Raw genomic sequence first — 19,130 nt, forward strand, 5'->3', positions numbered from 1 at the left:
TAACTTTTTTATAATCATCTGCTCACTTGATGAACTTTTTAATCGATAAGAGTATAACTGCAAAAAAAAATCTTGGCTAGTGCTTTGGGTGCTTTTTTGTAAAAAAATAGAAAAAAGAAGCCGATTTGTTCTTTTGTATTTTCGTGATTTTTCTAGTATTAGGATAGGTTAAAATAGCTGTATTTTGAGTATTTTAAATTTTGCTGTTAAAAAAAGTTATTGATAACAACAAATGCTAAAACACCTAAAACAACATAATTTACAAAATAAGTTTATTTTCCGTTTAAAAATCAGTCAGAAAACCCATTGATTTTATTGAAGTTTTTATTTTGGCATTTTAATAATAAAATCAAATGTTTATGTAAAGTTACAATCAATCCATCCGCTGTGCTTTTCCCATTTTTTTTAAAAAGACTTGCTGTTGTACAAATAGTTCATACAAAGTAATTTCGTGATAATCAATCTGATGTTGCTTGGCAATTTGTTGAATAATTTTCGTCAGGTGTTGATAGTGACGATGGCTGAAACCAGGATATATATGGTGAGTTAGATGTAAATTTAATCCACCTAACCAATATTCTAAAATGGGAAACTTTAATCGCCAATTAAGCGTAGTATTAAATACATGTTGTATCGAACCATGTGGCATAAGACCAAGTTCGGGCGCTTGATAAAAAGTCGCTTTTGCCCAGTGGGTGCCAAGAATCAGTATGACAAAAATCAGTGAAGCAAAAAATTGACTTAAACCATAGACAATGAGAATAAACCATAAACTAAATTGAGGACAAATATATATTGGAATAACAATAGCCAAACTAACATGTAAAGCCTTAATAACCAAAAAGGCAAACCAACCAACTATGCCATGATGGGTAAATTTGTTTTTATTAAAATTTAAGCCTAACCGATCTTGCCAATCAAACCACCAAATAATTGCAGGAAAGGTCATTCCTGCCACTAATGGCCAGTAATAATGCTGATAACGCATAAACCAATGGTGCACTTGGAAAGGTGTTTGCCTAAGCACGCCATTATACTCAATATCTAGATCATAATGTTCAATATTAGTAAAAGGATGATGCTGCACAACATGACGAATACGCCAGCATTCTGGATCAATCCCAAGTGGAATGGTAATTAGTCGATTAAGCCAAGTATTTGCGTTGCTTGATTTAAAAAATACATTATGTGATGCGTCATGCACCACATTAACCGCTAATAGTAGGGCGAGCGAACTAAACATAAAATAGCAAAGAGAGAATAGATATGCTGATTGTTGAAAAAGCGCGCAACAGTAAAATCCTATACACAGAACTAAGAGTAAACCTAACTTTAAATACATGCCACTATTTGCATAACGATGATCATTTTGGGAAAGTAAATAATCTTTTGCTGCCGTATTTAATGCTTCTCGCAATAATATATCTTGCTCATTACTAAACCGTAGTGTGGGATGTTGTGATTGTGGTTGCGGCTGTGATTGTGGCTTTTGCATTAGTCTGACTCTGAATAGGAAGTTTGTTTATTCGGATTTTGTGCCATTTTACGGATAAATTGTTGCTGTTGAGTGAGTAACTCAAGATAGCCTAACCTGCGATAAGGTAATTGATACTTTTGTGCTAATCGTTCAACAATTAGCATTAATGCTGGATAGTGGCGATGGCTCCACCCAGGAAACAGATGATGAGTAAGATGTAAATTTACCCCACCTAATAATTCGTTAAATATTTTGGGGGATGGGTACCAGTCACAACAGGTAGTAAATTGCTGGTAATACCAACCATGCTCTATTTTGCCATCTTTGGGTGCTGTATAAAATGCTGGATCGACCCAATGTGTCCCTAAGAGTAAGCATACAACAATTAAAGATGAAAGCATTTGTGTGATAAGATAAACCGATATTACACCATACCAGCTAATATCCGCCGAAGATAAAATAAGTATCGGTAGCATTAGGGCTATGATGAAATGCAAAATTTTGCTACCTAAAAATACCCCCCATCCTGTTAGACTGGTTAAGTTTTTTTTGTCTGATGCTAGCGCAGTTTTACCTAATTGATCAGACCAATCAAATACCCATGCAATATAAGGTAATGATAACCCAGCAATAAAAGGCCAATAAAACGACTGAAATCGCATGTGTGGGTACCATTTTTGAAATGGCGATTGGCGAAAGACACCATTCTCTTCCATATCAAGATCGTATTTGTCGATATTAGGATAAATATGATGATAATCAACATGCCTAACTTGCCAATAATGTGGATCAATACCCAAAGGTAATGTCACCAATCGCCCAAAAATGTGATTTGCTAGTCGAGTTCGAAAAAAAACATTATGGCAAGCATCATGTTGTGCATTAATATTGGCTAGCATGACTGACATAACAAAACCAAAATAATAAAGCGCAAATAACCCGATAGTCACTTGATGTAAGCTGAAGAAATAACATACAGCACAAAGGAATAATAATAAGAAATTCTTAAACAATAATGAGCTATTAGCAAAACGATGATCGCCTTTTTGAGCCAAATAAGCTTCAGCTTCTGCCATTAATTCTTGATGAAATGGTTCATCATTATTGGTGTAGTGCAACTTAGGTGATGGTTTAGTTGGCATGATATTTTCCTATAAGCCACATAACATAAGTGATTGAGCCATGTATTGTCATCAAGCCTGCAAATAATAGCCAGTAAAATGGTGGCCATTGCCAAAAGATGGCAAAAAATAGAGGGATTAACCAGCACAAGACAAACCAACTAACTATTCCCCAATGTTTGCCTTCCGCCATGCCTCCTAAGGCAATACTACCCAATACCAAACAGCCAAATAATAGATACTGCGTCATGGTAACATTATGGTAACCGTAGCCATAATCATAGACGTAGCTTAATACCAAGCCAAATAGAAATAAGCCACCACTCACTAATAAACCATGCGGTAAGCGATAACGGGATAAACTAGGGGAATAAGGAATGTTGAATAATGCCATAAAAGGTAACATGCTAGCCCAAAAAGGGTTTTGTGACATAATGCCATGGCTACCATAGGTAATCGTTTTATCGACAGGCGTTGTTTCAAACGTACCGAAAAACTTATCCCAGAATATAAATGACCCTGAAAAATTATGATTAGCATAATAATAGTCTTTAAGATGATGGACTTTATGATGCGTTGGAGTAACCAAAATCTTTTCTAATATACCTAATTGTGGGGTAACAGCATTGTGATTAAAAAATTGAATCGAATAATGAAAGATCGACACGGCAATAAAAATTGGTGTTGGAACACCTGCAATAGCCAATAAGGCAAAAAATGGGATTGAAGTAAGCGATGAATACCACGAATTACGGATAGCTAAAGATAAATTAAAATGTTCGCCTTGATGATGCACCATGTGAATTGCCCACAATAGTGGTATTTTATGATGTAAACGGTGTTCCCAATAAAAACCAAAATCCCAAGCCAATAAGGTAAATATCCAAGTTAAAATGATCGGCACATGGATAAACAGATTAAAACTAAAATGCGTATAAAAAAATGGTAGCAGACTAATTCAAGCCCACGAAACAACCAAAGCATTAAATGCCCTGAGTTTAAATTAAAAATAATATCAGACCAGTTAACGGTTACTTTTTTTATATATTGTAAAACGAAAGCTTCTGCAACAATCAAGATTAACATTATCACAAAAGGTAAAACTAAATCCAACATAATAAGATTCCTATTGTTCTAAATTTTGTTTAATTAAATAAGAAGATCCGTAACGCACACCATATCCCACCATCAACGCTAATGCGATCCCACCAAGAAAATCAACAAACAAGTGCCGCCTAAGTTGGATAATTGAAAAAGCAATTGCAATGCCCCACAATACCAATAATATATTACGCTGAGGATGACACTTATCTAAACTCCCCCAAATTGCAAGCAAGGTTAAAGTAATATGTAACGAAGGAAAGCAGTTAACAGGAACATCAATATCAATCAGTTTAGCTAATAGCCAAGAACTGATTGAAGTACCAGTATCGACAGGAAAATCCATCGAGGTCGGAAAAATAAGGTAACAAATCCCTGCAAGAAAGCCACTTAATATAAAACAGATAGACATCCAAAGTAAGCGATGATAAGGAGCGACTAAAAAACAAATTGGGATGATCAAAAAGAACGAAAGATAAAACCAAATAGCATGAGGTGTAAAGGCAATCGATTGGTCAATTATCGAAGGGGTAAGTAGTGTCGGCTCGCCTTGTAGCTCACCCGCACTACGGTAAAATACCCCCACACTAAGCCATCCGAGCAATAAATAAGCTAATCGTATAAGACAAGACTTCATTAACTTCATTGGCTACCTCGCTCACGAATGATCCGCCGTCTTTTTTGTGCAAAGGCTTTGGGTAGTGTAACAACTGGCGTAAGCTTCCAGATTAGCGCGTCAACCTTGGCACCTTGTTGAATAAAATGAGCCGTTAATGCCTGCTGACACTGGCTTAACTGTTCTTTTGAGCAACTGCCAATGAGTTCAATACATTGATCGTTGTGCTGAATCAGGCGGTAATCACAGGTTAGCGGTAAGGTATTGGCTATTACTCGACTGCAATAATCAGCAAAAATGGTTAATGGTTTCCCATGTTGATCTGTTAATACAAGCTGATCATCACATCGTCCTTCAATATGTGAAATCGCCATTCCTTGCCAGCCACATTGGCATGGCGTTTGGCTACGAACTAAAATATCATCTAATTGATAACGTACGATAGGCTGCGTTTGACGAGTAAAATCGGTGATAATTGGCATAAAACGATCTTCATCTAACCAATGAGGTTCAATATAGATAAACTCTTCATTTAAATGCAAAGTGCCTAGTGGACAGGTTGCAGCAAGAAATCCTTCGGTGGCTTGATAAACTTCAGCGAGCTGATTAAACGCTTGTTTGATAAGTTTTTTATCTTGTTCTTCGAGCACTTCTGCGACAGATATGACTAAAATAGGATTGACAGTTAACTTGTCGTTGAGTTTTTCAGTTGCAAGAGCGCGCAGTACCTGTGCAGGGGCAATAATAATAGTTGGTTGATAGTCATCCAGCGATTGGATCTGTTGTTGAAAATTATCAAACAACCCGTAAAAACGAAAGGTCAATCGATGACTGTTAGTACTATGATAAAGATGATTATCAGCTCTTAAAAACAGTGCAACACGTTCTTCTTTCCATAGCCCGCGTGGCAACATTTTTGCCAGTATGCCTCCAGCCCAAATTTGTTGTTCTTTTGGACTAACCACAAAAATCCCTCGTTGCCCTGAAGTTCCTGAAGATAATCCCACACTAAACTTACCCATTTTGGCGCTAAAATCGCGCTTTTGCTCGCTTTGTTGGGCTAATGCCAATAACGCTTGGCTATTAAGATTTGCGGTATTCATTTGATCAAAATTCGCCATCATCAATTGTTTGTTCATCAGTGGCCAAGTATCAAAAGGTTGTTCAATAAATCGACTAAAGTAAGGGCTTTTGCTTAATACACGCTGTTTAAATTTTTCTAATTGTTTACGTTGATATGCTTCAAGATCAGCTCGGCAGCTAAATGTTAAGCGTTTGGTGCGCCAATAATACCAAAGTATTTTTAGTAGCCTCATTGTTCATCCTCATGGCTTAAATAAATGGTAACATTAGGTTGATAAGAAAGTTGGTGTAGTTGATTAAGGGTTTGATGATAGGCACGTGGATCGTCCATAATGAGTTGCGCCAAACGAGACGGCTTTTTTAACTCTTTATAATTAGCTTTAACCCATGCAGCATCGCTAGCCAAAAGTGTCCACCCCTCATCAGTCAAAATAAATGCGCCAATGTGACCAACTGCATGACCAGGTAAAGGCACTAAAATTACCTGCCTTTTGCTATTAGGTAAAATATAGCCATGCGTAAAAGGAGATAATTCAGGTGCTAAAGTGCAACACTCAAATTGTTCTAAAAAACTAACACGCTGTTCAAAATCATCAGGAACAAGATCGGGAACAAAACCTTGCTTAAGGGCAAAAAAGCCATGTAGCGGTTTGACCGTTTGCCAACCTTTTTGGGAACAAATAAAACGACTGTGAATAAAATCTTTCAATCCCGCAATATGATCACCATGAAAATGTGAGATAATCACATTTTGTATACTGGCAAGATCAATACCCAAAGTCACAAATTGCGCTTTTAATGATTCGTCTTGCTTTAGATAAACTGGGGTGGTTTTTTGATAAAGTTTGAATATGCCAGATTGGGTATATTGTTGAAAATAATCAGCATATCCAGTATCCCACAACCAGCGATAGCCATCAACCTCAATTAGCCAAGCACGTGCCGGAAACTGGCAAACATGAAATCCAGCCCCCCGCATAACCATACACGCAATATGAGTACAGTATCCAGCTTTAAATGGGATTATTTTAGCCATCTTATACCATTCCACTTTCCTGCAACCAGCGCGCTGTCAGCACAATGCTTTCATTAAGATCATATAAAGGTTGATAACCTAGACGTTTAATCGCCTGCTGTTGGCTTAAAGTCATATCAAAATATAATGTACCAACGCTATAACGCGTTAGTAGTGGTTCTTTATGAGTTAAAGCCGATACCCCCTCAAGCACAGTAGCGATACCGTAAAGTAGTGGATAAGGGAGTGAGCGAATTTTATAATCGAGTTGCAATTGATCAGTTAACAACGCCTTTAATAATTGATTAAGCTGACATGGTTGTTGATTAGTAATATTAAAGGCTTCACCCGACAATATTTTCTGTTGAGTTGAGGCCAAAAATAAAGCATAAACTACATTTAACACAAAGGTGAGATCCAAATAAGCTTGCCCTCCTGCTGGTAAATATAATATACCATCAGTACGTTTTAATAACGCGAGCATACGAGGAATAATCACACGATCATGTGGCCCAAATATACCTCTTGGTCTTAATATTAGGTAAATGGTTTCAAGATAGCGTGTAACACATGTTTGAATATGCTGTTCGGCTTGATATTTGGTATCAGCATAATGATTAGCAAAGCGTTTAGCTCGATATTCTTCAGAAATATGATGTTGGGATTTAAAATCAAAATAGATCGATGGTGTGGATACATGAATAAAGCGCTTAATCCCAAGTTGACCTGCAATATCGGCTAATTGTGAGGTCACTAAAACATTAGCCTGATAAAACCATTCATAGTTACCCCAAGGGGATGATAACGCAGCACAATGCCAAACTATATCACAATTTCTCAATAATTGGTGATAATCCATTTTGCTCGCCGTGACTAAATCAAGCTGAGTAAACGTAGCACCTAGCGCAACAAGTTGCTTCCCCACCTCATTATTGCGCCCTGTTGCATGCACTTGATGACCTTGTTTAAGCAACCACTCAACTGCATTACGACCTAAACCACTGGTCGCACCAGTAACTAAAAATCTCATGGCAATAAAATCATTCCCCCTAAAGTAACCCCAGCAGCAGTACCTATTAACATGGCAGGTTTACCAGAATTAAATCGTTTAGTTATTATTGCTTCATGCAATGCACTAGGTATCGAAGCGGCCACTTGATTACCGCGAAAGCGGTAGATATCAATTAGCACGTCACTTGAAACATTAAGTCGTTTACGCATATGTTCCAAAGACAAATGGCTAGCTTGATGAGGAATAACCGTAGCAATATCGGCAAGAGTTAAACCAGCTCGATTTAATAAGCGAGCTAAATATGGCTCAATTAACGATGATACCAGTTTAAATAACGGCTTACCCTGCATATGGAAAAGGCAATCAGTTTCATCCATCCCTGTTCTAAGATTTCGGCGGCTACCTCCACCGCGAATTTCACATAGATCAATACCATCGGTATAAGTCTCTAACAAACAAGAAAGAATACCACTGCGACCATCACCTTGTTCGACAATAGCACAAGCAGCTCCATCACCAAAGATAAATGAAGATTCTTCATCTTGCCAATCTAACCCTCGTGAAGCCAAATCTGCCGAAACAATAGCGATTCGCTTATAAGCACCAGAATTTAATAGCCCAGCAGCAACTTGTAACGCACAAATAAAGCTCACACAACTGCCATTAACATCAAAGCAGGTAATATTTTTGGAAAGTGAACTGGCTTTTAGAATATGGGTTGCGGTATATGGTAGGGCTTGGATAGGAAGTGCACAAGCTGAAATTAATAAGTCAATCGATTTTGCGTCTATATCACAACGCATTATAGCATCATTAATCGCTTGGGCGGCTAAATCGGCTTGACTCAATTGCTGATCAGCGTGATAGCGATAAAGGATACCTGAACGCTTAAGCGAATAACCAGCAGGTTTATTCAGCCTTTTATCTAATTCGTCCGCATCAAGTTTATTTGGCGGTAAAGCAATACCGGTTGAAATAATTTTAATAGGGATTACCGTTTTGTTTAGCACTTCATTGTTTTTTAACAAAAGATATACTCCAAAAACTATCTTTTGCCAATTATTATAGTACTCTATTTAATTCTAATAAACTTTTTTTAAACTACAGGTTATTAGTGGGTCGGCCCACACTTTTTATAAGAGATAAGGTAAACTTACCACAATTAAAAAAGAAACTAATATGAATAAGATTAAACGAAAAAAGTGAACATTCAATGATGATTTTAAATACCAAATCATCAATCTTTATCAACACGGTAAATCACGTTGTGAAATCGTTGCAGAATATAATTTGACACCATCAGCATGGGACCGTTGGATAATGTAAGCCCGTTAAAGTGGCTTATTTAAAACAAAAGATAATCACAGTCCATAAGAACAAAAGTTATTGCTCGGGTAATAAAATCCTTATTGTGCGTATCAAAATAACATCATTAAACGTTATAAACCTCATAATACAGAAGTGAATCAAACAGCCAAAAAGAATCATTGACAACGGCAATTTGACGTAGATGATAAAAAGCAAATTGTTGTTGCAAATTTAACTTATATACGCATTAATCAACGTTGGCATTATTTATGTGTTTTTGGTGAATTTACCCGATAGACAAATTATCGGTTATCATGTTGGTAAACATAAAACGGCAGAGTTTGATAACTGGTTATTAGAGGATTGTTTTAAGGTATTTAATATCACACATTCATTAAACAAGAAAGGAAGTCCTGATGGCAATACAGTAGCCGATGCGACATTGAAAACAATTAAAACAGAGTTTGTAAAAGGCCAACGTTTCAACGCCATGACTCAGTTACAGTGCGCTTTTTCGGCTTATGCCTGTTGGTATAATAATCAACGATGACATTCTTCGTTAGGCTACTTGCCTCCCGTCTAATTAAAAAAAACACTTACCCCTTAATTTTTCGTTTAAAAATGTGCTGCTATTCCATTATTAAACTTGCGATGCAGATCTAAAAAATAATAAGAGGATCCTCATTTAGTGGGGGAGCAAATTAACACTGTAGATCTCCACTAACATTCCCTGTTTGTAAAAACTCACTAAACGCCTTAACAACTAAAGAAAAATCTTTAGTTATAGAAGCGAGGGCAAAAGGTTTATCCAACATTAGAATAAACCTCCCTTAAGTCTTTTGGTAACGCTTATCTTGGATAATGTATGGTTCTGCTATTTCTACCCACACAACTTGTGCCACCTTTTGCCATTCCGTTGGGTTCTTTTGTTTGGCAATATATTCCCTTATTAATTTAACTGCTTGGTTAAATTGCTCTTTATCTAATTCAGCAAATGAATAAAACTTTAAATACTCACCTTCTTCAGATTTAATTACTTTGTGTAATTTAGGGTAACTTGGCAAAAAGACCTTATCCAACAGATCGCCAAATGAATCCCAATAGCTACTATGAATAAATGCAGAGGTGAATCTATCCTCAGGTTTTTCAATAGATTCATCTTTACTAAAAAAATACTAGCTCCCATGTCATTACCTCATAATAATAATTTTATCTTGCAGTGATTTTGGTAGTGTTTTTGCATAATTTATAAGAATTTTTTGGTTAGCTGGCGTTAATACTCTAAAATCAACAGGCACGAGAAAAATATTAAATTAATTCTTCACCATTAAGCAATACAATGATATTTTCATTTCCTAGCTCTGAGCGTAATAGATCTGCAATTTCTGATGTATTCATTTCAGGAAAGGATTTATCATTTACTGATACCATAAAATATGATCTAGCACCTTTTAAACCAAATTCTTCAGCAATTAATAACTTACTTTCTTGACTGTATCTTTTCTGCTCATCACTAATAAGCTCTAATTGTTCTCGTTCTAAAACGGGTAAAGCCAAATAAATCACATATGATCTATCAAAAATATTATTATATTTTGTTTTTATCTTATTAATTTTTTTATTCAAAAATTCTTTATCTAGTTTTGTATAACATGTTATATCGATTGCCATTATATTTATCTCACTTCATTCTAGTTATACTTCCTGATTTATTTATAACAATTATTTTATCTAACCCTTTTTCCGCAATTAGGTTACCAAAGCGGTCATATTCAAAGTGTTTATCACCAAAAAACGTTAGGCGATTGCCTTTGGCAATATAGGTTTTGGTGTCACTCAGCAATTTGCCCGTAGCATCATAGTGTAACATCGCTAAGAGCCGAGCGTGAGCGTTTGATGATGTTCAGGCTTACCCACCGAAGTTAACTGGCCTATGGCATCGTATTGATATTCTCTGGCTGCATTTCCCCGAATTTGGCTAAGTTGATTATCCGCCTGATAACCATAATCTTGTTGCCACAGAGGCGTTGGGCTACGCTGTGAATCAAAATCAAAACCATGAAAAATTTGATGGTGAGTTAATCGGCTTAAATTATCATAATCATAGCGGTTAACTAGTCCATTACCCTGACGGCGTTCACACTCTCGCCTTTGTTTATCCCAACGAAAAGTGGCTAATGGCTGGTGGTCGAGTGTCATCCCCATTAGCTGACCCTGATTGTAATGATATTCTAACCATTGCCCATCGGGCAGTTTAGTGCCATTGAGTAAGCCGGTGTTTTCATCGTAGCGATGGCGAATAGTCGCCCAGTTTTGGTGCTCGGCTGTGAGTTGATTACTTTTGTTATATTCCCAACCTAACACATTCTCGTTATCTTTTACCGCTATCAAGCGACCGATAGTATCATATTCATTAAGATTCCCTTGCGGATTAACGCAAGGAATAAATTCCTAATTCATTTAATTCTTTTTTTATCCATAAATTATAATTTGATATAATTGTTAGATAGTTTTTATCAGAATAATATTCATTTGGAGTCATGCTATTGTTAACACCTTGAATTATATTTGGGCTATTATTTGGTTCACCCCATTCATTCCAAAAATCATTTAGCTCTAATAACCCGTATAAACTATCTTTAGGTAAATGATTCATGCATTCTTTTATGGCAAATACAACCCATTTTTTCTTAGAAAGGGTTAAATCAACATTATTCAAATCACAAAGTTTACTAATTATATCAATGATTTCATCGTTTATTTCTGTACAAAAAGACAATTCAGAAACAAGCATAAATGAAGCGTCACCCAATTCTATAGTAGCTAACTGCTCGCTTGCAAAATCACTAATATCTTTAGGGGATAACATGCCTATAGGGAGACCTTTACATCCTAAATAAAGTACTCCCCAGTCAACTATATTAAACTTTTTAAGTTCATTAAAAATTTTATTTATCATGGTTTAGACGGTTTCCCATTAATTTTTCCATTTGGCACAAACATACGATGGCTTACACCTCCTAACTTAAGATCTACTATCCATTCAAATCTACCTGAAACACCATTCAGACTTCCTTCTAATTGATATAGTGTTGCCCCTTTATTCAAGTTTATTTTTGTAGCTTGACCTGCATAATTATCGATAATGTCATTAAATCCATGCGATTTAGCAGTGGGTGGAAATTCTTGAACAGCCACTGGTTTTGGTTTTTCTGAATAAACAGTTATTTGTTTTCCATCAACATCTAGTACTGGTTTATTAGGAATTTGATCTATTTTATTACCACTTCCCGTACCTTTTTCACCATAACCAACTCTTGGATTATTTAAAATATCATTAGATATTGTTTGATTCCCAGCACTTTTGCTTGCAGCCCCTTTTCCGGCAATGCCCTCAAACCCATTATTTTCAATCTTAATCAACCCTAATGGATCAGCATTAACACATATCGGTTTTACACCGTGTGTGTTATATATCTAATGGTGGATATATCAAGCCGAGTTTCCAACTAATCGCGGAGGGCGCCTTGATTGAGCCACTCGGGATGGCTAAAAATTTTATTACGTTGGTATTTTTGCTAATAGCTCATTAATCTTATCTGTATCTTCTGGGTGTAACTTTAGATACTTCTCGCAAGCTAAGCGGACATAGTGATAACAGGTTGCTTCGCTGACGACTATTTCATCTTCTTTTTCTGGAGGATAACCTATTGCAAAAAAAACTCCCTCTTCAAAGATCATATCATCCAAAAAACCATCATATTCACAGGCAAAATGGCAATATGCACCATCAGTACTAAATTCTATTTTTTGAACCATATAATTAATAACTTCTAAGAAATGCTGATCATTATACATTCGATCAAAATAAGTTTTGATAATCCAATCTTGATTATTAAAATTATCTTTATTCTCATAATTATACGGTAATCCAAATAAAAACTTATTTAATTCATCAAAAGACTCGCTCATATAAATTATTCCTATTTAGGATGAAAGTTACTAATAATTTTAGTGTTTGGAATTATATAAATTCTAAAAGTAACACCGCCTGCTTTAGCATTATAAGATTGCAATCCTTTCTCTATCGCATCCTTATATCCACTAGCCGTTGCTTGTTGCCCTGAAGCTAATATTTTTTGATCCGTAAAAATTTTAGGGTCATAAATCGTCTTTGTTTCTAGTTTTGATTTATATTCCCCCGTAAAATTTCCAGCCCTATCTTTAGTTGGTATCTGATATTTAACTTCAGTAATACCAGGAACACCTGTTGGCTTTTCACTTACAATCTTAACATTATATTGCTTAGCTGCATCATAAAATGCATCAGCATTGTGCCCACCTGAAATACCTCTACTTTGAGAAAATCCGTCAACAGTTGCTAAATGTTTGGGCTGATTAATATTAAAACTAATCCCCTCAAACCCATTATTTTCAATCTTAATTAACCCTAACGGATCTATCCAATTTATCGGATCGCCATTGGCATATTGATAACTATTTAACCCACCCAGTATACCTAGTGGGTCTTGGGTGATATATCTGCCGGTAAATGGGTCGTAGTAACGGTTTAGGTTATAATGAAGCCCAGTTTCCTCATCATAATATTGCCCTTGGAATCTTAATGGGTTATCCGGCAGGAAATCTATATCGTCCTGATGGTAGGTTTCGTTTATTATCTGCCCATAGGCATTATACTGGCATTCGTAGAGCGTGTCACCTAAGCTGCCGGTAAGGGCTATGGGTGTGCCGAGGTGGTCGTTTTGATACCAGTAGAGTTTGATGTTATCTTGTTGGGCATTGCCATGCACCAGAGCTAATGGGCGGTAAGAGTCTGGCTCGTAAAGGTAGCTTTGCCAGTGTTTATCGTTATCGGTCTCGGCAATAAGCCGGCTACCTTGCCACAAATTTGTCTGGAACAAATTTGAACAACGCTTTAGCGTTGGCCCTGCAAGGGTGAGTCTCATGGATGAGACGAATACATAAACTCGGTAGTTTTACCATCTACGGTTTTGCTAGTACGACGGTTAAAGGCATCATAAGTATAAGTGATGATAAGCCCTGTCGGTTTAATCACTTTGATAAGTCGATGCCGGCAGTCGTATTGATAGTGGGTAACTAGACGGTGGTCTTTTCCGCGCTTTTCCGCAATCAGCTTACCAAAGCGGTCATATTCAAAGTGTTTATCACTAAAAAAGGTTAGGCGATTGCCAGTAGCACCACAATACCGTATTTTTAAGGTCACATAAAAAAAGCAGAAAAGTAAATAAATCTTTTCTGCTCGTCATGCTAGCGAGAATTCTACCCATTCTTATGGTAGAAATATAAGCTGACGAATTAAACAATTAAAAATCGATAAAAGGGAATGTCTCTCTGAACAATTTTTCGACTTCTGGGTGTTTTTTTAAAGCTTCTAATGCTTGTTCTTCATTAAATGAGACATCGTCTTGAGATAATTTTTCCCCTCTTTTGACCGCTATGCCATAAACCGCCCTATCTTGCGCTTTTGTGCATCTCCAGTTAGGGAAAAATCCGATCAAGCGCTCTAACTCTCTTACTTCTCCTTTAAAATCAATCACATCAAAAATATAATCGGGTAAATCGCTTACTTCATTTTCACCAATGACTTTTTCTGCCCAACGATTGACCTCATCCATATTAATTACACCGCATAGTAAACAATAATATACAAAACCAATAGTCTGATCATTGCCTTTTACTAACCCTAACATATTTATTTCCCCTTAGATAATGCTTCGCCACCTATGTGGCCTGTCTGTAAATGCGCTCTATCTGGAACCAGTTGCATTCTAGCGCGATGTTGATGATGATGATGCAAAATATAATCAGGTATTTTAGATTTACCGGCATTAATTGCTTTTAACTGCTCTGGTGTAAATATCCCAGGATTTACTTCTCCCCGTTGGATAGCTCTTCGTAAATCTTCAGTTGCCATTTTCATTTGGCCTCGATAACTTTTATTGTAAAATTCAGCACTTAGTAACACGGTATCATATCGTGCAATATCATCAAAAATACCTAATCCCCTATTGTCAAACACAATTCTGGATTCAGGATGTCGTTGACCTCTTAATTTAACATTTTTATTATTTGGCAATGGAACGGTGTTAGAAACCACATTACCGGGACCGTATAGTTCTTCTAACTGCTTGCGCACAAGGTGGGGATCATAAGGCGCATGGCTCCCTAAACCAGCAAGTAATCCAAGCGGATCAATCCAGATAATCGGATTAAAACAATAATGTTGTTAATGATCTTTGATTTAGTTTAATCCATTTTCCATTACGAAATACTGAAAAACTATCCGATGAGCCATGAATAATTACGTCAAAAAAACCTTCTTTAGGTTTAATCCATGAAGCAGCTTTTGCTAAACTATCATTTCTATCGATTAAATTAGCCCCTAATGGTAGTGGTTCTGAAGCATTATCTATAATATTGCCTTTCCCAACAACCCCCTCAAACCCATTATTTTCAACCTTAATCAATCCTAACGGATCTATCCAATTTATCGGATCACTACCGGCATATTGATAACTATTTAACCCACCCTGTATACCTAGTGGGTCTTGGGTGATATATCTGCCAATAAACGGGTCGTAGTAACGGTTTAGGTTGTAATGTAACCCCGTCTCCTCATCATAATACTGCCCTTGGAATCTTAACGGATTATTCGGCAGGGAATCTATATCGTCCTGATGGTAGGTTTCGTTTATTATCTGACCATAGGCATTATACTGGCATTCATAGAGCGTGTCACCTAAGCTGCCGGTAAGGGCTATGGGTGTGCCGAGGTGGTCGTGTTGATACCAGTAGAGTTTGATGTTATCTTGTTGGGCATTGCCGTGCACAAGGGCTAATGGGCGGTAAGAGTCTAGCTCGTAAAGGTAGCTTTGCCAGTGTTTATCGTTATCGGTCTCGGCAATAAGCCGGCTACCTTGCCACAAATTTGTCTGGAACAAATTTGAACAACGCTTTAGCGTTGGCCCTGCAAGGGTGAGTCTCATGGATGAGACGAATACATAAATTCGGTGGTTTTACCATCCACAGTTTTGCTAGTACGACGGTTAAAGGCATCATAAGTATAGGTGATGATAAGCCCTGTCGGTTTAATCACTTTGATAAGTCGATGCCGACAGTCATATTGATAGTGGGTAACTAGACGGTTGTTTTTTCCACGTTTTTCCGCAATTAGGTTACCAAAGCGGTCATATTCAAAGTGTTTGTCACTAAAAAAGGTTAGGCGATTGCCAGTAGCGCCACAATACTGTATTTTTAAAGTCGCATAAAAAAAGCAGAAAAGTAAATAAATCTTTTCTGCTGATCATGCTAGCGAGAATTCTACCCATTCTTATGGTAGAAATATAAGCTGACGAATTAAACAATTAAAGATCGATAAAAGGGAATGTTTCTCTGAACAATTTTTCGACTTCTGGGTGTTTTTTTAAAGCTTCTAATGCTTGTTCTTCATTAAATGAGACATCGTCTCTACGTAAGCTTCGACCTCTTTTTACCCTTATGCCATAAACCGCCCTATTTTGCGCTTTTGTGCATCTCCAGTTAGGGAAAAATCCGATCAAGCGCTCTAACTCTCTTACTTCTCCTTTAAAATCAATCACATCAAAAATATAATCGGGTAAATCGCTTACTTCATTTTCGCCAATGACTTTTTCTGCCCAACGATTGACCTCATCCATATTGATAACACCAGATAATAAACAAGAATATACAAAAACCGTTCCATTGCCAAATAATAAAAATGTTAAACTAAGAGGTCAGCGACATCCTAAATCCAGAATTGTGTTTGACAATAGGGGATTAGGTATTTTTGATGATATTGCACGATATGATACCGTGTTACCAAGTGCTGAATTTTACAATAAAAGTTATCGAGGCCAAATGAAAATGGCAACTGAAGATTTACGAAGAGCTATCCAACGGGGAGAAGTAAACCCTGGGATATTTACACCAGAGCAGTTAAAAGCAATTAATGCCGGTAAATCTAAAATACCTGATTATATTTGGCATCATCATCAACATCGCGCTAGAATGCAACTGGTTCCAGATAGAGCGCATTTAAAGACAGGTCACATAGGTGGCGAAGCATTATCTAAGGGGAAATAAATATGTTGGAGTTAAAAAATGATAAAGCAATTGGTTTTGTATATTATTGTTTACTATGTGGTGTTATTAATATGGAAGAGATCAATCGTTGGGCAGAAAAAGTCATTGGTGAAAATGAAGTAAGTGATTTACCCGATTATATTTTTGATTTGATTGATTTTAAAGGAACTGTTTCAGAGCTAGAAAGATTGATTGGTTTGTTTTCTCGATTTTTTATTCACTGGCGATGCACGAAAGCGCAAAGAAAGGCTGTTTATGGTATAAGGGTAAAAAGAGGTCGAAGCTTACGTAGAGACGATGTCTCATTTAATGAAGAACAAGCATTAGAAGCTTTAAAAAAACACCCAGAAGTCGAAAAATTGTTCAGAGAAACATTCCCTTTTATCGATCTTTAATTGTTTAATTCGTCAGCTTATATTTCTACCATAAGAATGGGTAGAATTCTCGCTAGCATGATCAGCAGAAAAGATTTATTTACTTTTCTGCTTTTTTTATGCGACTTTAAAAATACAGTATTGTGGCGCTACTGGCAATCGCCTAACCTTTTTTAGTGACAAACACTTTGAATATGACCGCTTTGGTAATCTAATTGCCGAAAAACGTGGAAAAAACCACAGTCTAGTCACCCACTATGGTACGACTGCCGGCATCGACTTATCAAAGTGATTAAACCGACGGGGCTTATCATCACCTATACTTATGATGCCTTTAATCGGCGTACTAGCAAAACTGTGGATGGTAAAACCACCGAGTTTATGTATTCGTCTCATCCATGAGACTCACCCTTGCAGGGCCAACGCTAAAGCGTTGTTCAAATTTGTTCCAGACAAATTTGTGGCAAGGTAGTAAACTTATTGCCGAGACCGATAACGATAAACACTGGCAAAGCTACCTTTACGAGCTAGACTCTTACCGTCCCTTAGCCCTTGTGCATGGCAATGCGCAGCAAGACAATATTAAACTCTACTGGTACCCAAACGACCACCTCGGCACACCCATAGCCCTTACCAGCAGCTTAGGTGACACCCTCTACGAATGCCAGTATAATGCCTATGGACAGATAATAAACGAAACCTACCATCAGGACGATATAGATTCCCTGCCCGATAATCCGTTGAGGTTCCAAGGGCAATATTGTGATGAGGAAACAGGGCTTCATTATAACCTAAACCGTTACTACGACCCATTTACCGGCAGATATATCACCCAAGACCCACTAGGTATACTGGGTGGGTTAAATAGTTATCAATATGCCAATGGCGATCCGATAAATTGGATAGATCCGTTAGGGTTGATTAAGGTTGAAAATAATGGGTTTGAGGGCATTGCTGAAAAAAATGTTAATGATATAGCCACTAAAACAATAGAGGGTTTAGATAGACCTGTTAGACTACCAAATGCTGATTTTCCTCCTAATCAAACTGTAACTGATGCCCTTAAAAGTGATAAATTTAAAAATATGGCAAAATGTAGTGGTTTGGATTGTTCTGAAATTGCAGAAAAACTTCTAAATATTTCAGATGGTAAAGGAAAAATCATTGAAGTTCGTCCCAAAAATAAAGGTCAATTGAATGTTTTTGAAAATGGAAGAATTGAAATTGGTCAATATTATCACCAAGTTTATACCGATAATAAATACATTTATGATATTCGTTTGTCATCAAAACCAATACCAAAAGGCGACTGGAAAAAACACATAAAAGCGATCAATCCTGATGGAGTCATAATTTCTAATAAATTATATGGTTTAAAGGGAAAAAAATAATATGTCTATATATAAAATACCCGATAGTGAGGGGGAATTATTAAATATAATTGAAGCGATTAGTCCTCTTGAGTGGAGACGCTATAATCAGAGATATCCACGGATAAGAATGAATAATCGATTAGAAAAAAAAGATTGTTCAAATATACCCCCATTTGTCGCATTTCGGTTTGAAAATGAGTCGGAAGAAATTATTAATAAATTAAAATTTCTTATAGATAGCTATCGTGGTCTCATTAAATGGGAACTTCATAAACATAAACGAGAACCATTGCAGGGAACTAACTGGGTTATAAGACCATTAAGAGTTAGGGAGGTAACAGCTTTAGCTGAAAAGAATGGATTAGTATCTGAAGAGTATTTAGCAAAATATGAACCAGAGTTTGGCTCAATTGCATTTGATGATCTTAACGCTTTAACACAATACATCGCAGACAATTTAAAATAATTTTATTAAATCTTCTTACTAAGTGATCGCTAACATTAT

At 36.7% G+C, this 19,130-nt stretch carries 27 protein-coding genes and 1 pseudogene; 5 read left to right on the plus strand and 23 right to left on the minus strand.

Features of this window, described 5'->3' with window-relative positions; all coding sequences use genetic code 11:
* Positions 1–373 precede the first annotated feature (373 nt).
* From A9G42_RS02990 to A9G42_RS03025, 8 genes and pseudogenes are all read right to left on the minus strand, one after another.
* Positions 374–1,495, minus strand: a complete 1,122-nt coding sequence (locus A9G42_RS02990; RefSeq protein WP_065582084.1) for a fatty acid desaturase family protein — start codon at positions 1,493–1,495, stop codon at positions 374–376.
* Positions 1,495–2,619, minus strand: a complete 1,125-nt coding sequence (locus A9G42_RS02995; protein ID WP_065652605.1) for a fatty acid desaturase family protein — start codon at positions 2,617–2,619, stop codon at positions 1,495–1,497. Before A9G42_RS02995 ends, A9G42_RS02990 begins: the two co-directional genes overlap by 1 nt.
* Positions 2,609–3,714 (minus strand): annotated as a pseudogene (locus A9G42_RS03000) (sterol desaturase family protein). The gene A9G42_RS02995 and the pseudogene A9G42_RS03000 overlap by 11 nt, the downstream one beginning before the upstream one ends.
* A gap of 10 nt (positions 3,715–3,724) precedes the next feature.
* Positions 3,725–4,345 (minus strand): phosphatase PAP2 family protein, encoded by a 621-nt coding sequence (locus A9G42_RS03005; RefSeq protein ID WP_218057820.1) that lies wholly within the window; start codon positions 4,343–4,345, stop codon positions 3,725–3,727.
* Positions 4,342–5,631, minus strand: a complete 1,290-nt coding sequence (locus A9G42_RS03010) for a F390 synthetase-related protein (RefSeq protein WP_065652606.1) — start codon at positions 5,629–5,631, stop codon at positions 4,342–4,344. The genes A9G42_RS03005 and A9G42_RS03010 overlap by 4 nt, the downstream gene beginning before the upstream one ends.
* Entirely contained in the window at positions 5,628–6,434 is an 807-nt protein-coding gene (locus A9G42_RS03015) for an MBL fold metallo-hydrolase (RefSeq protein WP_065652607.1), read from the minus strand. Before A9G42_RS03015 ends, A9G42_RS03010 begins: the two co-directional genes overlap by 4 nt.
* 1 nt (position 6,435) lies before the next feature.
* Positions 6,436–7,443, minus strand: coding sequence for an NAD-dependent epimerase/dehydratase family protein (locus A9G42_RS03020; protein ID WP_065652608.1), 1,008 nt, complete (start codon positions 7,441–7,443; stop codon positions 6,436–6,438).
* Entirely contained in the window at positions 7,440–8,453 is a 1,014-nt protein-coding gene (locus A9G42_RS03025) for a 3-oxoacyl-[acyl-carrier-protein] synthase III C-terminal domain-containing protein (RefSeq protein ID WP_218057818.1), read from the minus strand. The genes A9G42_RS03020 and A9G42_RS03025 overlap by 4 nt, the downstream gene beginning before the upstream one ends.
* 560 nt (positions 8,454–9,013) lie before the next feature.
* Here A9G42_RS03025 and A9G42_RS03030 point away from each other — a divergent pair.
* On the plus strand, positions 9,014–9,283 hold the full coding sequence (locus A9G42_RS03030; protein WP_065642530.1) for an IS3 family transposase: 270 nt from the start codon (positions 9,014–9,016) through the stop codon (positions 9,281–9,283).
* 151 nt (positions 9,284–9,434) lie between these two features.
* On the opposite strand, the gene A9G42_RS14625 is transcribed toward A9G42_RS03030, so the two are convergent.
* From A9G42_RS14625 to A9G42_RS03095, 15 genes are all read right to left on the minus strand, one after another.
* Positions 9,435–9,548 carry a DUF6911 family protein gene (locus A9G42_RS14625; RefSeq protein WP_442903187.1) on the minus strand — a complete coding sequence of 38 codons (114 nt, stop codon included), beginning with the start codon at positions 9,546–9,548 and terminating at the stop codon, positions 9,435–9,437.
* 15 nt (positions 9,549–9,563) lie between these two features.
* Entirely contained in the window at positions 9,564–9,812 is a 249-nt protein-coding gene (locus tag A9G42_RS03035) for a hypothetical protein (RefSeq protein WP_179854590.1), read from the minus strand.
* Positions 9,813–9,923: 111 nt separating this feature from the next.
* Entirely contained in the window at positions 9,924–10,031 is a 108-nt protein-coding gene (locus A9G42_RS14630) for a hypothetical protein (RefSeq protein ID WP_176700883.1), read from the minus strand.
* Between the two features lie 10 nt (positions 10,032–10,041).
* Positions 10,042–10,404 carry a hypothetical protein gene (locus A9G42_RS03040; protein ID WP_065652611.1) on the minus strand — a complete coding sequence of 121 codons (363 nt, stop codon included), beginning with the start codon at positions 10,402–10,404 and terminating at the stop codon, positions 10,042–10,044.
* Positions 10,405–10,414: 10 nt separating this feature from the next.
* Entirely contained in the window at positions 10,415–10,603 is a 189-nt protein-coding gene (locus tag A9G42_RS03045) for a hypothetical protein (protein ID WP_065652612.1), read from the minus strand.
* 2 nt (positions 10,604–10,605) lie between these two features.
* Positions 10,606–11,124, minus strand: coding sequence for a hypothetical protein (locus tag A9G42_RS03050; RefSeq protein WP_065652613.1), 519 nt, complete (start codon positions 11,122–11,124; stop codon positions 10,606–10,608).
* A gap of 40 nt (positions 11,125–11,164) precedes the next feature.
* Positions 11,165–11,692 (minus strand): DUF2247 family protein, encoded by a 528-nt coding sequence (locus A9G42_RS03055; RefSeq protein ID WP_065652614.1) that lies wholly within the window; start codon positions 11,690–11,692, stop codon positions 11,165–11,167.
* Positions 11,689–12,156 (minus strand): hypothetical protein, encoded by a 468-nt coding sequence (locus A9G42_RS03060; RefSeq protein WP_065652615.1) that lies wholly within the window; start codon positions 12,154–12,156, stop codon positions 11,689–11,691. Before A9G42_RS03060 ends, A9G42_RS03055 begins: the two co-directional genes overlap by 4 nt.
* A 138-nt stretch (positions 12,157–12,294) precedes the next feature.
* A complete protein-coding gene (gene cdiI, locus A9G42_RS03065) occupies positions 12,295–12,705 on the minus strand; it encodes a ribonuclease toxin immunity protein CdiI (RefSeq protein ID WP_065652616.1) in 411 nt (136 codons plus the stop codon).
* An 11-nt stretch (positions 12,706–12,716) separates the two neighbouring features.
* Positions 12,717–13,700 (minus strand): RHS repeat-associated core domain-containing protein, encoded by a 984-nt coding sequence (locus A9G42_RS03070; protein ID WP_065652617.1) that lies wholly within the window; start codon positions 13,698–13,700, stop codon positions 12,717–12,719.
* Entirely contained in the window at positions 13,697–13,978 is a 282-nt protein-coding gene (locus tag A9G42_RS03075) for an RHS repeat domain-containing protein (RefSeq protein WP_065652618.1), read from the minus strand. The genes A9G42_RS03070 and A9G42_RS03075 overlap by 4 nt, the downstream gene beginning before the upstream one ends.
* A gap of 100 nt (positions 13,979–14,078) precedes the next feature.
* Positions 14,079–14,465 (minus strand): hypothetical protein, encoded by a 387-nt coding sequence (locus A9G42_RS03080; RefSeq protein WP_065652619.1) that lies wholly within the window; start codon positions 14,463–14,465, stop codon positions 14,079–14,081.
* Positions 14,466–14,467: 2 nt separating this feature from the next.
* Positions 14,468–14,911 (minus strand): HNH endonuclease, encoded by a 444-nt coding sequence (locus A9G42_RS03085; protein ID WP_218837749.1) that lies wholly within the window; start codon positions 14,909–14,911, stop codon positions 14,468–14,470.
* A 73-nt stretch (positions 14,912–14,984) separates the two neighbouring features.
* Positions 14,985–15,761, minus strand: coding sequence for an RHS repeat-associated core domain-containing protein (locus A9G42_RS03090; RefSeq protein WP_065652620.1), 777 nt, complete (start codon positions 15,759–15,761; stop codon positions 14,985–14,987).
* Positions 15,762–16,139: 378 nt separating this feature from the next.
* The gene (locus A9G42_RS03095) at positions 16,140–16,451 is read right to left on the minus strand and encodes a hypothetical protein (protein WP_065652621.1); all 312 of its coding nucleotides are present in this window, start codon (positions 16,449–16,451) and stop codon (positions 16,140–16,142) included.
* A 1-nt stretch (position 16,452) separates the two neighbouring features.
* On the opposite strand from A9G42_RS03095, the gene A9G42_RS13140 reads away from it, so the two are divergent.
* From A9G42_RS13140 to A9G42_RS03115, 4 genes are all read left to right on the plus strand, one after another.
* Positions 16,453–16,878, plus strand: coding sequence for an HNH endonuclease (locus A9G42_RS13140; RefSeq protein WP_218837750.1), 426 nt, complete (start codon positions 16,453–16,455; stop codon positions 16,876–16,878).
* Between the two features lie 2 nt (positions 16,879–16,880).
* A complete protein-coding gene (locus tag A9G42_RS03105; protein ID WP_065652622.1) occupies positions 16,881–17,273 on the plus strand; it encodes a hypothetical protein in 393 nt (130 codons plus the stop codon).
* A 377-nt stretch (positions 17,274–17,650) separates the two neighbouring features.
* Positions 17,651–18,643, plus strand: coding sequence for an RHS repeat domain-containing protein (locus A9G42_RS03110; RefSeq protein ID WP_065652623.1), 993 nt, complete (start codon positions 17,651–17,653; stop codon positions 18,641–18,643).
* A 1-nt stretch (position 18,644) separates the two neighbouring features.
* Positions 18,645–19,091, plus strand: coding sequence for a hypothetical protein (locus A9G42_RS03115; protein ID WP_065652624.1), 447 nt, complete (start codon positions 18,645–18,647; stop codon positions 19,089–19,091).
* The last annotated feature ends 39 nt before the right edge of the window (positions 19,092–19,130 follow it).

Source organism: Gilliamella sp. Nev6-6, from assembly GCF_001690605.1.
Taxonomy (GTDB): domain Bacteria; phylum Pseudomonadota; class Gammaproteobacteria; order Enterobacterales; family Orbaceae; genus Gilliamella; species Gilliamella apicola_C.